The organism is Telluria aromaticivorans (assembly GCF_013003915.1).
Taxonomy (GTDB): Bacteria; Pseudomonadota; Gammaproteobacteria; order Burkholderiales; family Burkholderiaceae_D; genus Telluria; species Telluria aromaticivorans.
In genome coordinates this window covers 172208-185212 of the sequence record NZ_JABAIV010000006.1, presented here as the reverse complement: position 1 = coordinate 185212, position 13005 = coordinate 172208, and the positions used below count along the sequence as shown (strand labels likewise).

Below are 13005 nucleotides of genomic sequence, written 5' to 3'. Positions count from 1 at the left end.
CTGGCCGCGCTTATTTCGGCATGATCACCGAGTCGATGACGTGGATAACGCCGTTGTCTGCTTCCACATCGGTCTTGACGACCTTGGCCTTGTCGACCATCACGTTCTTGCCCTTGGCGCTCACCATCAGGCTGCTGCCCTCGACCGTCACGACCGCGCCCGGCTTCACGCTCGCCGCCATCACTTTGCCCGGCACCACGTGATAGGTCAGGATTTTGGTGAGCGCTGCCTTGTCCTTCAGCAGTGCGTCCAGCTTCGCCTTCGGGATCTTGGCAAAGGCTGCGTCGGTTGGTGCGAAGACAGTGAACGGACCTGGGCCCTTGAGCGTGTCGACCAGGCCCGCTGCCTGGACCGCCGCAACCAGGGTGTTGAAGCTGCCGGCCGACTTTGCCGTGTCGACGATGTCTGCGGCCTGTGCGGCGGAAAGGGAGAATGCCATGACGGCGCCGAGTACCAGTTTCTTCATTTTGAACTCCTGAGGTGGGTTTGTACCGCTGTTGTATTGGAAGTTAAGCGGTATTTGCCAATATGTCTAGGGGTGAACCGCATTGCGCGCACCAAATGCGGTTCAAAATGGTGTCAGTCGGCAGATGGTGAACCGCTATTTGATAACTGAACCGGGTTGCCTGAGCCAGGGAGCAGGCGTGCTACCCTCATTGTTCAGCAACCAACTCCTAGACAACATGAAACCCATCCTTGCCGCTTTCGCCGCGACGTCCCTGCTTGCCGGCTGCGCCACGCCGGCGCCCACCGACGCACGCGACCAGTTCATGGCCACGCTGCAGGGCATGTGCGGCCAGCGCTTCGAAGGCGGCCTGGCCTATGCGATCGATCCGAACAGCGAATTCCGCGGCAAGAAGATATCGACCGAAGTCGTCTGCACACCTGCAGGCGTGCGCATGCCGGTGCTGGTCGGCGAGGACCGTTCGCGCACCTGGATCTTCACCCGTCCGGCAGCCGGCCTGGAGCTGCGGCACGACCACCGCCACCCGGACGGCACGCCCGACGCGGTGACCATGTACGGCGGCATGGCGAAGGAGGGCGGCACGGCGCGCTCGCAAGCCTTCCTTGCCGATGCCGCCACTGCCCGCATGGTTCCCGGGGCGGAGACCAATGTCTGGACCGTCAGCCTCAGCGAGGATGGGAAGGTGTTGAGCTATCGGCTGGAGCGGCATGCCAAGCCGCGCGCGGAATTTGTCATGACGCGGGTCGCGTCCAGGACCTGAGTCCGGCCAGTGGTGATGCAACGGCAAAGTAAAAACGCCACCTCTTCGGTTGCGTTTTTACTTTGCTGCTGAGTTCTTGGTGGCCCGGGGGCGGAATTGAGGCACCGGCACAAGGATGTTCAATCCTCTGCGCTCGCATCTGGGCTACCAAACCTCGGCCATCGCTCGCGCCGCGCATTATCAGTTTTGCTTGAAAAGCTCAAGCATGGGAGGACTGATAAAATTTGCCCTAGCCTTCCGACGCCCATTTGCAGGAGTACACAAATCCTAGGTCTTTTACTCAGAACGGCGATACGTACGCCAAAGCTCATGATCGCCGTTGCGTTATTGGGGCTGGCAGCCTTGGCCAGCACGATGACCTACACCGGTTTCCTTGTCGTCGGGGTGTTGGCCGATTACCTCGGCACTGGCCGGGTCATCGCAGGCCTCCTTCTTGCTGGTCTTTTTGCAAGATTTCCCTGGATAAGCAACGGTAAGCTGCGCATAGTCGGCCTGTTACCGAAACCTGCCCGTCGACCGCTCATCGTGGGCATCCTCGCACTGTGCTTGTTGAACTTCCTGTGGCGGGGCGAATACGTGCCGGCAGGATTCACAGGGTTTGCTTTGGCTTTTCTTCTCACCTACCCCTGGTTGAGGAGAGCGATATTCAATCGAATGGTATCGTCTGTCTACAAATTCACTGGCCAAAAGCCTTCCAAAAGCACCGATGACACGGTGATCGAGGGTGAGTTCAAGGAAAAGAAAGACTGAAGGATCGCCTTGAGTTTGGCGGATACTTCTTCAAGGCTAACAACACAAGGGTTTTGAACCCCAGAAACGAAAACGCCAACCTGCATGGGTTGGCGTTTTGCTTTACTGCTGAATTCTTCGTGGCCCGGGGCGGAATCGAGCCACCGGCACAAGGATGTTCAATTCTCGTTCCGGCATTCTTCTGCTGCCGGCTTGGAGGCGCGGCGGCATCTTTCCGAGCAATACTTGACCTGATCCCAGTCGCGCTCCCACTTTTTGCGCCAGGTAAAAGTAAGCGAGCAGTGCGCGCATATCTTGGACGGAAGCTCGGATTTCTTGCGCATTTTCATGGCAGTAATTGTACAGCCGTGATGCGCAAGACAGGTCATTCCTGCCTGCATGGCCGGCTTATCGTGGACGGCAAGCTACCAGGGCAATTCGGCGCCATTGTAGGATCGGAATGAGCCGCTGTTTGCCGGCGTTAGCGCATCGATGACATGCAGCATTTCGGCAGCGGCGTCACGTGCAGGGCGCCCGACGGTTTCGCCCCGAAATGGTTGCGATAGGCGTGAGCTGACGGTGCCCGGATGCAGTGCAACGAGCACACTGTTTTTCTGGCTGCGTGCGACTTCGATTGCGGCTGTCTTGACCATCATATTGAGGGCGGCCTTGGAAGCGCGGTAGCTGTACCAGCCACCCAGCCGGTTGTCGCCGATGCTGCCCACCTTTGCTGACAGCATGGCCATGATGGCGCGTTCGCTGGCCAGCAGCGCGACGAAATGGCGCATCACCAGCGCGGGACCGAAGGTATTCGCCTGGAAGGTCGCCTGCATCTGCATGTAATTCAGGTCGGCCAGGCGTTTCTCCGGCATGAAGGCTTCGCTGTGCAACAGGCCCGCCGCATTGATGATCAGGTGGTAACGTGGGCCGGCACCGAGGACACGTGCTGCGTCGGCGACGCTGTTTTCGTCAGTGAAGTCGAGGCGCGGCGTTGAGTGGCGGTGCAGGCCACACACGGATGCGCAGCGCGGCGAACTCCTGAGCAAGTCGACAAAGGCTGCCCCGATCGCACCCGAGGCTCCTATCACCAATGCGTGAAACTGGTCGGGAAGACTGCTCATCATGATGTAATTCTCCTCGTAATCGGACTGGGAACTGAGTGTACCGGAGGTATGGCGGGACACGAGCGGAGACGACCGAATCGTTTGGCAAAGTGAACGGCGGCGACCACCACGCGACTCCGTTAAACTGCCGGGTCGTGGCGACCGACGATTGCTTAATCGCCGAAATGTAACAAGGTAAAGATGACTACGACAGAACGCACATCAGGGCGCACGATCAGGCTGATCCTTGGCGACCAGCTCAATCTGCAGCATCGCTGGTTTACCGACGTTGACGACGCAACAATCTATGTCTTGATGGAGGTGCGGCAAGAAACCGACTATGTACTCCATCATGCACAAAAAATCCTGGCGATCTTTGCCGCGATGCGTGACCTGGCGCGCCAGCTACGCGAGGCTGGCCACCATGTGCATTATCTGGCGATCGACGACCCGCAGAACTTACAATCGATTCCCGCCAATATCGACGCACTGATCATTCAGTACCGGGCGACCGCTGTTGAATACCAGGCGCCAGACGAATGGCGCCTTGATGAGCAGTTGTATCAGCACGGACGTCGCTCGCGGGTCCCCTATTTAATGGTCGATAGCGACCATTTCTATTCAACCCGTAATCAGGCCGCCGACATTTTTGCGGGGCGCAAGCAATGGCTGATGGAGTTTTTCTACCGCCAGATGCGCGTCGAGCACCGGGTCCTGATGGAAGACGCCGGCAAGCCGGTGGGTGGCCAGTGGAACTATGATGCCGCCAACCGCAAGCCGTGGCGCGGCAAACCGGCCGAGCCGAGCGATCCTCGGACCTTGCATGATCATTCCAGCTTGTGGAAAACGATTGTGGATGCGGGCGTGACAAGCTTTGGCAATCCAAAAGCCGATCAGCTCGCATGGGCGCTGAACCGGGAAGAGGCCTTGCAACAACTGGATGCGTTTATCGATAAGGCGTTGCCGCACTTCGGTGATTTTCAAGATGCGATGAGCGTCAACGCGTGGCGCTTATTCCATTCGCTGTTGTCGTTCGCTTTGAACGTCAAGATGTTGAATCCGCGCGAAGTCGTCATCAGAGCTGAGGCCGCTTATCATGCGGGGCATGCACCACTGGCGGCAGTAGAAGGCTTTATCCGGCAGATTTTAGGGTGGCGTGAATATGTGCGCGGCGTGTATTGGGCAAAGATGCCCGAGTACTCGGAAAAGAACTTTTTCGGCCATACGCGGGCGCTGCCAGCCTGGTTCTGGGATGGCAAAACCACGATGAACTGCCTGAATCACGCGATAACGCAATCGCTGGAGCAGGCACATGCACATCACATCCAGCGCCTGATGATTATTGGTAATTTCGCCCTGCTTGCAGGCCTGGATCCTGGGGAGGTGCACCGGTGGTATCTGGGCATCTACATCGACGCCTTCGAGTGGGTCGAACTTCCCAATACGGTGGGCATGAGCCAGTTCGCCGACGGCGGTTTATTGGCAACCAAACCCTATGTCTCCAGTGCCGCCTATATCGACCGGATGAGCGATTATTGCAAAGGCTGCCACTACGATAAAAGAAGCCGCATTGGCGATCTTGCCTGTCCGTTCAACGCGCTGTACTGGGATTTTTTCCGTCGCAACGCGCCTGCCTTGGCAAGGAATCCACGCATTGGCATGGTGTACCGACAGCTGGAGAAAATGGACGAAGCTGCGGTTGTGGACTGCCAACGGCAGGCTCAATGGATCACGGCGAACCTGGATTTGCTGTGACGCTGCGCTTTCCTCTAACCGTGATCGGCTCGCCTACCGAAAACGCAGCTCATGAATGCAGTTGTACCACTGCTTGCCTGAGTTCCCGAGCAAGATTGGCAGTTTCAGTTTGTGCTTGGCCGCGAGCTCGGAAGTGGGAGGTGAGCCCCGACCGGCAATTGACCGGCCGCGAGACTTTGGATTCCAGAAACAAAAACGCCAACCTGCATGGGTTGGCGTTTTGCTTTGCTGCTGAATTCTTGGTGGCCCGGGGCGGAATCGAACCACCGACACAAGGATTTTCAATCCTCTGCTCTACCAACTGAGCTACCAGGCCAAGAGAGGCATGATTATAGCCAGCGTTTTTCATCTGCGCAAGCCCCAGCAGTAACGGAGCAATTGCCGCGCGCTTGGAGGCGCCCGGGGCGGTATGTTGACATCTCGCTATAATGTCTCTCATGACTACGACCACCGCCCAGCACCGCAGCGACGTCTGCATCGTCGGCAATGGCGCCATCGCCAAGACCGCCGCCCTTGGTTTTGCCCAGTCGGGGTATAGCGTCACCCTCTTGGTGCCGCCGTCGCGCCCGGCGCCGGAAAAACCGGTCTCGTCGGCAGCCGACAGGCCGTGGGATGCACGGGTTTACGCCCTGAACCACACGGCGCATGACCTGCTGGCCTCGCTCAAGGTCTGGGGCGCCCTCGACCTGGAACGGGTGCAGGCGGTCGATGCGATGGACATCCACGGCGACGGCAAGCAGGGCGGCAATCTCGGTTTCGACGCCTTTGGCGCCCACGTCGGCACGCTCGCGTGGATCGTCGAGGACAGCAACCTGAACGGCGCGCTCGATGCCGCGCTCAAGTTCGCGGCCAACGTCCAGCTGGTTTCGGGCTGCGCCGTCGACCTTGCTTGCAGCGAATTGGGCGCGGCGGTGCTGTTAGACGACGGCACGAAAATCGCCTGCGAACTGGTGGTCGGCGCCGACGGCCGCGAATCCTGGGTGCGCGGGCAGTGCGACATCGGGGTCGATTACCGCATGTACCACCAGCGCGCCATCGTCACCAATTTTTCCTGCGACACGCCGCACCATGGCGTGGCCTACCAGTGGTTCACCTGCGCCGACGGCATCATCGCGCTGTTGCCGCTGCCGGGCAACCGGGTCTCGCTGGTGTGGTCGGCCCCGGAAACCCTGGCCGACACGCTGATGGAAGAATCGCTCGGCGAAATGGCGATCCGCCTTGCCGAATACGCCGACGAAAAGCTCGGCGTGCTACGGCCGCTGCAGCCGGAAGACGTCAAGGCGGTGCCGCTGGCGCTGGTGCGTCCGCACTCGCCGGTCGCCCCGCGCGTGGCCCTGGTCGGCGATGCCGCCCATGCGGTGCACCCGCTGGCCGGCCATGGCATGAACCTGGGCTTCGGCGACATTGTCGACCTGCTCGAGGTGCTGCGCGAGCGCGAAGACCGGCGCGGGATTGCCGACGAGCGCGTGCTGGCCCGCTACGCCCGCAAGCGCAAGGAAGACGTGCTGCTCATGCAATGGGCAACCGACGGCCTCGAGCGCTTGTTCGGCGCCAACCTCGAACCGGTGCGCATAGCACGCAATTTCGGATTAAACTTGCTCGATAAATTTCCTGGTGTAAAGCGTCGCCTGATGGCGCATGCAATGGGCAAGTAATCCGGTAAGCCGGGCAAGTAACTTTTAAGGAAATACCATGTTGAAAACGAAGGTCGCCGTCCTGCTGGCGACGGGCCTGCTCGCATCCTGCGTCGAGGCGCAGAACGCCACCGAGGCGAACATCAAGAAGGCGCTCGAACCGCGCCTGGGCGGCGCCAAGATCGAATCGATCCGCGAGACGCCGTACAGCGGCCTGTTCGAAGTGCGCGTGGCCGGCGACATCCTGTATACGGACAAGAAGGGCGATTACCTGTTCATCGGCCGTATCTACGACACCAAGACCTCGACCGACCTGACCACCGCGCGTATCGAAGAGATCAACAAGATCAAGTTCTCCGACCTGCCGCTGGAGATGGCGCTCAAGCAGGTCAAGGGCAATGGCAAGCGTACGATCGCGGTGTTCGAAGACCCGAACTGCGGCTACTGCAAGCGCCTGCGCCAGACCACGCTCAAGGACATCGACAACGTCACGATCTATACCTTCATGTACAACATCCTGTCCGAGGATTCGTTCGTGAAGTCGAAGAACATCTGGTGCGCCCCTGACCGCATCAAGGCCTGGGACGACTGGATGATCAACGGCAAGCTGCCGCCGACGGCGCCAAGCGCCTGCGACTCGCCGAACGACAAGGTTGCCGCCCTGGGCCAGAAACTCAAGATCACGGGTACGCCGGCCATCTTCTTCACCGACGGCACCCGCATCCCGGGCGCGGTCGACCTGAAGTCGCTGGAAGCCAAGCTGCAGTCGCTGAAGTAAGTACAGGAAGCGGCACGTGCTCACCTTGAACATCAACGGGCGGGTCCTGGAGGTCGACGCCGATCCCGCCACGCCCATCCTGTGGGCGCTGCGCGACCAGCTCGATATGACCGGCACCAAGTTCGGCTGCGGCGCGGCGCTGTGCGGCGCCTGCACCGTGCACCTGGACGGCAATCCGGTCCGTTCCTGCGTCACGCCGATATCCAGCGCGCAGGGCCACAAGATCACGACCATCGAAGCGATGGAGGGCGACACGATCGGCAAGGCGGTGCAGGACGCGTGGGTCAGGCACGACGTGCCGCAGTGCGGCTACTGCCAGAGCGGGCAGGTGATGAGTGCCGTGGCCCTGCTGCGCACCAACAAGCGCCCGAGCGATGCCGACATCGACGGCGCAATGAGCGGCAACATCTGCCGCTGCGGCACCTACCAACGCATCCGCGCGGCCATCAAGGATGCCGCCGACACGCTGGCCTGAGACAATGGCCCCGACCGGCATCCTGCTTGCCGCCGGACGGGGACGCCGTTTCGATCCTTCGGGAGCACGCAACAAGCTGCTGCAGCGGCTGCCCGGCGGCGAGCTGGTGGTGGCCGCCAGTGCGCGCCGGCTGCTCGCCTGCGTTCCCCGCGTGGTGGCAGTCGTGCCGCCGGAAGATGGCGGCGTGGCCGATGCCTTGCGCGCACTCGGCTGCGAAGTCACCGTATGCGCGCACGCCGACACCGGCATGGGCGCATCGCTCGTCCATGCGATTCGTCACTCTTTACCGTCGGAAGGCTGGCTGGTAGCACTGGGCGACATGCCCTTCGTGCAGGACACCACGCTGGCCGCGCTGCGCGACGCCGTGGCGCATGGCGCCGACGGCCACACGATCGCGGTGCCGGTGAGCGGCGGCCGGCGCGGCAACCCGGTGGCCTTCGGCGCGGGGCACCTCGATGCCCTGCTGGCGCTGGGCGGCGACCAGGGCGCGCGCCGCCTGCTGCAGACCCATCCGGTCACCGGGATCGAGGTCGACGACCCCGGCATCCTGCGCGATATCGACAGTCCGTCAGACCTTCCGGTATGACATATGCATGTCATAGTTTCCCGCCGTGATCGAATCGGATTACACTAGAGAGAACAACAACTATAAGACCTGCCGGACGACCACGATCCCATCATGAAGAAACCATCCCAGAAAAAGCAGCCCGCCATCCTGTACACCATCGTGCCGAAAGACCTGGCCGGCCACCTCTTCAACGTGACCGTCACGGTCGCAGCGCCAGATCCGGAAGGTCAGGTATTCGCGCTGCCGGCCTGGATCCCGGGCAGCTACATGATTCGTGAGTTCGCCCGCAACATCGTGCGCATCCGCGCCGAAAGCGGCGGCCTTGACGTCACGCTGGTTAAACTGGACAAGCACTCGTGGCGCGCCGCGCGCACGGCCGGCCCGCTGACCCTGCACTACGAGGTCTATGCCTGGGACCTGTCGGTGCGCGCCGCCCACCTCGACCAGACCCATGGTTTCTTCAACGGCACCAGCGTGTTCCTGCGCGTGGCCGGCCAGGAAGGTTTGGCGCATCAGGTGGACATCCAGCGTCCCGCCGACCCGGCCGCGAAAGGCTGGCGCGTCGCCACCGCGATGCGCGAACTGGGCGCAAAACGCTACGGCTTCGGCACCTATGTCGCGGGCGACTACGACGAACTGATCGACCACCCGGTGGAGATGGGCGACTTCGAGCTGGCCAGCTTCGACGCCTGCGGCATCCCGCACGACATCGTCATCACCGGCCGCGTGCCGAACCTCGACATGGCACGCCTGCAGGCCGACCTGAAGGCGATCTGCGAAACCCAGATCGCCTTCTTCGAACCTCAGACCCGGCGCGCGCCGATGGAGCGCTACGTGTTCATGACGATGGCGGTCGGCGACGGCTACGGCGGCCTGGAACACCGCGCCTCGACCGCCCTGATCTGCGCCCGCGCCGACCTGCCATGCACGGCCAGCGCCAAGAGCGCCGAGCCGGGCGAAGGCTATTTGCGCTTCCTCGGCCTGTGCAGCCACGAGTACTTCCACACCTGGAACGTCAAGCGCATCAAACCGGCGGTGTTCGCGCCCTACGACCTGCAGACCGAGAACTACACGCCGCTGCTCTGGCTGTTCGAGGGCTTCACCAGCTATTACGACGACCTGATGCTGGTGCGCGCCGGGATCATTGGCGAAGCCACCTACCTGAAGCTGCAGGCCAAGACCATCGGCGGTGTCCTGCGCGGCACTGGCCGTACCAAGCAGAGCGTGGCCGATTCGAGCTTCGATGCCTGGAGCAAGTACTACCGCCAGGACGAGAATTCGCCGAACGCCATCATCAGCTATTACACCAAGGGCTCGCTGATTGCGCTGGCCTTCGACCTGACCATCCGCGCCAAGACCGGCGGCGCCAAATCGCTCGACAACGTGATGCTGGCGCTGTGGGAGCGTTTCGGGCGCGACTTTTACGCCGGTGTGGGGCGCGGCGTGACGGAAGCGGAAGTCGAGGCGATCTTCGACGAGGTCTGCGGCGCGAAGCTGCGCACTTTGTTCGAGCGCTGGGTGCGCGGCCTAGAAGACCTGCCGCTGGCCAAGCTGTACGCGCCGTTCGGCGTCAAGCTGGCGGATGAGCGCAAGAACGCCAAGGCCTCGCTCGACGCCGGCATCGGCCGCGACCCGGCGGGCGCCAAGCTGACCCAGGTCCACGAAGGCGGCGCCGCACACCGGGCCGGCCTGTCGGCGCAGGACATCGTCATCGCCATCGACGGCCTGCGCGTCAACGGCAACCCCTCGAACGTCGACACGCTGGTGGCGCGCTACCGCGTCGGCGACAAGGTGGTCGTGCACGCTTTCCGCCGCGATGAGCTGATGAGCTTTGACGTGACCCTGCAGGGTGACCGCGTGCCGAGCATCACCCTGTCGCAGGCGGTCGCCGGCAAGAAGTCGTCGCTACTTCCGCGTCCAAGCGCCATCTGAGGCCGCGTTGCCGCATCCCGTAGGGTGGGCGGATTCCGCCCACGCGTTCAACCAGTGCCAGCCTTGAGGTCCACTTGAAAACTGCCCTGTACAGCATCGCCGCCATCCTCGCCCTCGCCACGACCCCTGCATTTGCCCAGCTCCCAGCCCCCCTGAAAACCGACGTCACCACCCGCGTCAACGCCATGTATCCGTGGCTCGACACCGTCTACAAAGACCTCCACGCCCACCCCGAAATCGCTTTCCAGGAAACCCGCACCGCCGGCAAGCTGGCCGCCGAAATGCGCAAGCTCGGTTTCGAGGTCACCGAAAAAGTCGGCAAGACCGGCGTGGTCGCCGTGCTGAAGAACGGCGCCGGCCCGACGGTGCTGGTGCGCACCGACATGGACGGCCTGCCGATGGAAGAAAAAACCGGCCTTCCGTATGCCAGCCGCGTCCGCGCCATGAGCGACGGCCGCGAAAGCTTCGTCACCCATAGCTGCGGCCACGACGTGCACATGGCGAGCTGGCTCGGCAGCGCACGTACGCTGGTGGAACTCAAGTCGCAATGGAAGGGCACCCTGGTATTCATCGCCCAGCCGGCGGAAGAAATCGCCGGCGGCGCCAGGGCGATGCTGGACGACGGTTTGTTCAAGCGCTTCCCCAAGCCTGACTACGCGTTCGCGCTGCATTCCTGGCCTTTGGCGCACGGGACGGTCGGCTTCAATTCCGGTCCGGTCTCGTCGAATTCGGACACCATCGAATTCGTGTTCAAGGGCCGCGGCGGCCACGGCTCGGCGCCGGACAAGTCAGTCGACCCGATCACCATCGCCGCGCGCTTCGTGGTGGACGTGCAGACGGTCATCAGCCGCGAGAAGGACCCGAAGGAATTCGGCGTCGTCACCATCGGCGCGATCCAGGGGGGCACCGTCGGCAACATCATCCCGGACAGCGTGCTGGTGCGCGGGACCATCCGTTCGTACAGCCCGGCCGTGCGCGCCAAGCTGCTGGAGGGCGTGCGCCGTGTCGCCAATGCGTCCGCCGCCATGGCGGGTGCACCGGCGCCGGACCTCAAGTTCATCAGCGGCGGCGAGGCCATCGTCAACAGCGAAGCGCTGGTAAACAAAACCGAGGCCGTGTTCAGGGATGCCTTCGGCGCCGCGAATGCCCAGCGCATGCCGGCCATGACGGCCAGCGAAGACTTCTCGGTCTTCGTCAATGAAGGCGTGCCGTCGATGTTCTTCTTCACCGGCATCTACGACCCGAAAGCGGTGCTTGAGGCCGCGCGCGAGGGCGGCAAGCCAATCGCCTTCAACCATTCACCGTTCTATGCACCGGTGCCGGAACCGTCGATCAAGACCGCCGCACAGGCCATGAGCCTGGCCGTGCTGAACGTACTCGGGCGCTGAACGCACCCGCCTCCTCGGGGGCGGAATCTCACTCCTGCGGTCCGGCGAGCGAACGTAGCTGGAAGCGGTAGCTCGCGTCGAACAGGAAAGTTTCCGAGAAGGTCATCGCGCTGCTGTTCCTCACCAGCAGCCCATCGGGCCGGGGCAGCGGACCGCTGCGCCGCATCGACGCCAGCGCAACCTGCGACGCCTCGGGGTCGCGCGAGCGCTGCACCTGCACGTCGGTCAGCTGGCCTTCCTTGTCCACGGTAATGTTGACGACCACGATGGCGGGCAGCATCGGCGGTAGCTGGCCGCTGAAGATGCGGTCCGCGTTGCGGTCGACGATGCGGCGCGCCACGCTCGCCTTGTAGGCTTCCAATGTCAGCGACGGGGGCGGGACGGGAGCGGCCGCCGGCAGTGGGGCGACGATGACGGTAACCCGGCTTTCAGGTGCCGCATCGGGAGGGGGCGGGCCCGCGCATCCGCACAGGACTGCCAGCAGCGCAGTTGGCAGGATTGGGGGCCGCGCTTTATTGCCAAGAGGGATGTTCATGGTGGATGAATGAAGATCGCAGGTTGGCGCTTCGAGAGCGCTCTCCTTTGACTCGTCAATTCATCCGGAGTTCCGGATCACCCAAACAGGCGCTGCAACTCAACCCCAGGCTCCGGCGCGCGCATGAATGCCTCCCCGACGAGGAAGGCGTGCACCTCCGCCTCGCGCATGCGCTTCACGTCGGCCGGCCCCATGATCCCCGATTCCGTCACGACGATGCGTTCCGGCGGAATGCGCGGCAGCAGTCCCAGCGTCGTCTCCAGCGTTACCTCGAAAGTGCGCAGGTTGCGGTTGTTGATGCCCACCAGCGGCGTCTGCAGCTTGAGCGCCGCGGTCAGCTCGTCGCCATCGTGTACTTCGACCAGCACGTCCATCCCCAGTTCGTGCGCGCAGGCTTCCAGTTCCGCCATCAGCCCGTGGTCCAGCGCCGACACGATCAGGAGGATCGCATCCGCCCCCATCGCGCGTGCTTCGTAGACCTGGTACAGGTCGACCATGAAGTCCTTGCGGATGACGGGCAGCGCGCAGGCGGATCTAGCCTGGCGCAGGTAATCGACGGAGCCCTGGAAGAACTGCACGTCGGTCAGCACCGACAGGCAGGCCGCGCCATATTCCGCATAGCTTTGCGCGATCGCCGCCGGCTGGAAGTCCGGCCGCAGCACGCCTTTCGACGGCGAGGCCTTCTTCACTTCCGCGATGATGCCGGCATGGCCAGCCGCGATCTTGCTGCGCAGGCTGGTTTCGAAACCGCGGATGCCGCGGCGTGCTTCGGGATCGCCTTCCACCTCGCGGCGCAGGCTGAACAGGTCGCGGTGCTTCTTCGCCGCGGCCACTTCGTCGGCCTTGACGGCCAGGATTTTGTTGAGGATGTCGGACATGGAA

Annotated in this window: 14 protein-coding genes and 1 tRNA gene; 9 read left to right on the top strand and 6 right to left on the bottom strand. The window is 62.6% G+C overall.

Going from position 1 to position 13005, the window contains the following annotated elements; all coding sequences use genetic code 11:
* Nucleotides 1-10: 10 nt before the first annotated feature.
* Nucleotides 11-466 (bottom strand): fasciclin domain-containing protein, encoded by a 456-nt coding sequence (locus HGB41_RS17175; RefSeq protein ID WP_171086650.1) that lies wholly within the window; start codon nucleotides 464-466, stop codon nucleotides 11-13.
* Between the two features lie 217 nt (nucleotides 467-683).
* On the opposite strand from HGB41_RS17175, the gene HGB41_RS17170 reads away from it, so the two are divergent.
* Nucleotides 684-1226: a hypothetical protein gene (locus HGB41_RS17170; protein WP_171086648.1), complete on the top strand. Its 543-nt coding sequence runs from the start codon at nucleotides 684-686 to the stop codon at nucleotides 1224-1226.
* A gap of 309 nt (nucleotides 1227-1535) precedes the next feature.
* The gene (locus HGB41_RS17165; protein WP_171086646.1) at nucleotides 1536-1976 is read left to right on the top strand and encodes an FxsA family protein; all 441 of its coding nucleotides are present in this window, start codon (nucleotides 1536-1538) and stop codon (nucleotides 1974-1976) included.
* A 158-nt stretch (nucleotides 1977-2134) separates the two neighbouring features.
* Here the strand turns inward: HGB41_RS17165 and HGB41_RS17160 are convergent, their stop codons facing one another.
* A complete protein-coding gene (locus HGB41_RS17160; RefSeq protein ID WP_371868543.1) occupies nucleotides 2135-2299 on the bottom strand; it encodes a DUF2256 domain-containing protein in 165 nt (54 codons plus the stop codon).
* Nucleotides 2300-2380: 81 nt separating this feature from the next.
* The gene (locus tag HGB41_RS17155; RefSeq protein WP_212761012.1) at nucleotides 2381-3076 is read right to left on the bottom strand and encodes an SDR family NAD(P)-dependent oxidoreductase; all 696 of its coding nucleotides are present in this window, start codon (nucleotides 3074-3076) and stop codon (nucleotides 2381-2383) included.
* A 183-nt stretch (nucleotides 3077-3259) separates the two neighbouring features.
* On the opposite strand from HGB41_RS17155, the gene HGB41_RS17150 reads away from it, so the two are divergent.
* Nucleotides 3260-4813 (top strand): cryptochrome/photolyase family protein, encoded by a 1554-nt coding sequence (locus HGB41_RS17150; protein WP_171086640.1) that lies wholly within the window; start codon nucleotides 3260-3262, stop codon nucleotides 4811-4813.
* Nucleotides 4814-5053: 240 nt separating this feature from the next.
* On the opposite strand, the gene HGB41_RS17145 is transcribed toward HGB41_RS17150, so the two are convergent.
* Nucleotides 5054-5129, bottom strand: a tRNA-Phe gene (locus HGB41_RS17145).
* A 121-nt stretch (nucleotides 5130-5250) separates the two neighbouring features.
* On the opposite strand from HGB41_RS17145, the gene HGB41_RS17140 reads away from it, so the two are divergent.
* From HGB41_RS17140 to HGB41_RS17115, 6 genes are all read left to right on the top strand, one after another.
* On the top strand, nucleotides 5251-6468 hold the full coding sequence (locus HGB41_RS17140; protein ID WP_171086638.1) for an FAD-dependent monooxygenase: 1218 nt from the start codon (nucleotides 5251-5253) through the stop codon (nucleotides 6466-6468).
* Between the two features lie 37 nt (nucleotides 6469-6505).
* Nucleotides 6506-7225, top strand: coding sequence for a DsbC family protein (locus tag HGB41_RS17135; protein ID WP_171086636.1), 720 nt, complete (start codon nucleotides 6506-6508; stop codon nucleotides 7223-7225).
* A gap of 16 nt (nucleotides 7226-7241) precedes the next feature.
* Nucleotides 7242-7700: a (2Fe-2S)-binding protein gene (locus HGB41_RS17130; RefSeq protein ID WP_171086634.1), complete on the top strand. Its 459-nt coding sequence runs from the start codon at nucleotides 7242-7244 to the stop codon at nucleotides 7698-7700.
* 4 nt (nucleotides 7701-7704) lie between these two features.
* Nucleotides 7705-8286 carry a nucleotidyltransferase family protein gene (locus tag HGB41_RS17125; RefSeq protein WP_171086632.1) on the top strand — a complete coding sequence of 194 codons (582 nt, stop codon included), beginning with the start codon at nucleotides 7705-7707 and terminating at the stop codon, nucleotides 8284-8286.
* A 93-nt stretch (nucleotides 8287-8379) separates the two neighbouring features.
* A complete protein-coding gene (locus HGB41_RS17120) occupies nucleotides 8380-10200 on the top strand; it encodes a M61 family metallopeptidase (RefSeq protein ID WP_171086630.1) in 1821 nt (606 codons plus the stop codon).
* Nucleotides 10201-10274: 74 nt separating this feature from the next.
* Nucleotides 10275-11588 carry an amidohydrolase gene (locus HGB41_RS17115; RefSeq protein WP_171086628.1) on the top strand — a complete coding sequence of 438 codons (1314 nt, stop codon included), beginning with the start codon at nucleotides 10275-10277 and terminating at the stop codon, nucleotides 11586-11588.
* 28 nt (nucleotides 11589-11616) lie between these two features.
* Here HGB41_RS17115 and HGB41_RS17110 read toward each other — a convergent pair whose 3' ends face one another.
* Together HGB41_RS17110 and trpC are read right to left on the bottom strand one after the other, a co-directional pair.
* Entirely contained in the window at nucleotides 11617-12123 is a 507-nt protein-coding gene (locus tag HGB41_RS17110; RefSeq protein WP_171086627.1) for an energy transducer TonB family protein, read from the bottom strand.
* A gap of 77 nt (nucleotides 12124-12200) precedes the next feature.
* Nucleotides 12201-13001 (bottom strand): indole-3-glycerol phosphate synthase TrpC, encoded by an 801-nt coding sequence (gene trpC / locus HGB41_RS17105; protein ID WP_171086626.1) that lies wholly within the window; start codon nucleotides 12999-13001, stop codon nucleotides 12201-12203.
* Between the last annotated feature and the right edge of the window lie 4 nt (nucleotides 13002-13005).

What these genes read in the sequence shown, in the direction of transcription:
- HGB41_RS17175 (WP_171086650.1), bottom strand. Translation starts at nt 466, where the DNA reads ATGAAGAAACTGGTACTCGGCGCCGTCATGGCATTCTCCCTTTCCGCC.
- HGB41_RS17170 (WP_171086648.1), top strand. Translation starts at nt 684, where the DNA reads ATGAAACCCATCCTTGCCGCTTTCGCCGCGACGTCCCTGCTTGCCGGC.
- HGB41_RS17165 (WP_171086646.1), top strand. Translation starts at nt 1,536, where the DNA reads ATGATCGCCGTTGCGTTATTGGGGCTGGCAGCCTTGGCCAGCACGATG.
- HGB41_RS17160 (WP_371868543.1), bottom strand. Translation starts at nt 2,299, where the DNA reads ATGCGCAAGAAATCCGAGCTTCCGTCCAAGATATGCGCGCACTGCTCG.
- HGB41_RS17155 (WP_212761012.1), bottom strand. Translation starts at nt 3,076, where the DNA reads ATGAGCAGTCTTCCCGACCAGTTTCACGCATTGGTGATAGGAGCCTCG.
- HGB41_RS17150 (WP_171086640.1), top strand. Translation starts at nt 3,260, where the DNA reads ATGACTACGACAGAACGCACATCAGGGCGCACGATCAGGCTGATCCTT.
- HGB41_RS17140 (WP_171086638.1), top strand. Translation starts at nt 5,251, where the DNA reads ATGACTACGACCACCGCCCAGCACCGCAGCGACGTCTGCATCGTCGGC.
- HGB41_RS17135 (WP_171086636.1), top strand. Translation starts at nt 6,506, where the DNA reads ATGTTGAAAACGAAGGTCGCCGTCCTGCTGGCGACGGGCCTGCTCGCA.
- HGB41_RS17125 (WP_171086632.1), top strand. Translation starts at nt 7,705, where the DNA reads ATGGCCCCGACCGGCATCCTGCTTGCCGCCGGACGGGGACGCCGTTTC.
- HGB41_RS17120 (WP_171086630.1), top strand. Translation starts at nt 8,380, where the DNA reads ATGAAGAAACCATCCCAGAAAAAGCAGCCCGCCATCCTGTACACCATC.
- HGB41_RS17110 (WP_171086627.1), bottom strand. Translation starts at nt 12,123, where the DNA reads ATGAACATCCCTCTTGGCAATAAAGCGCGGCCCCCAATCCTGCCAACT.
- trpC (WP_171086626.1), bottom strand. Translation starts at nt 13,001, where the DNA reads ATGTCCGACATCCTCAACAAAATCCTGGCCGTCAAGGCCGACGAAGTG.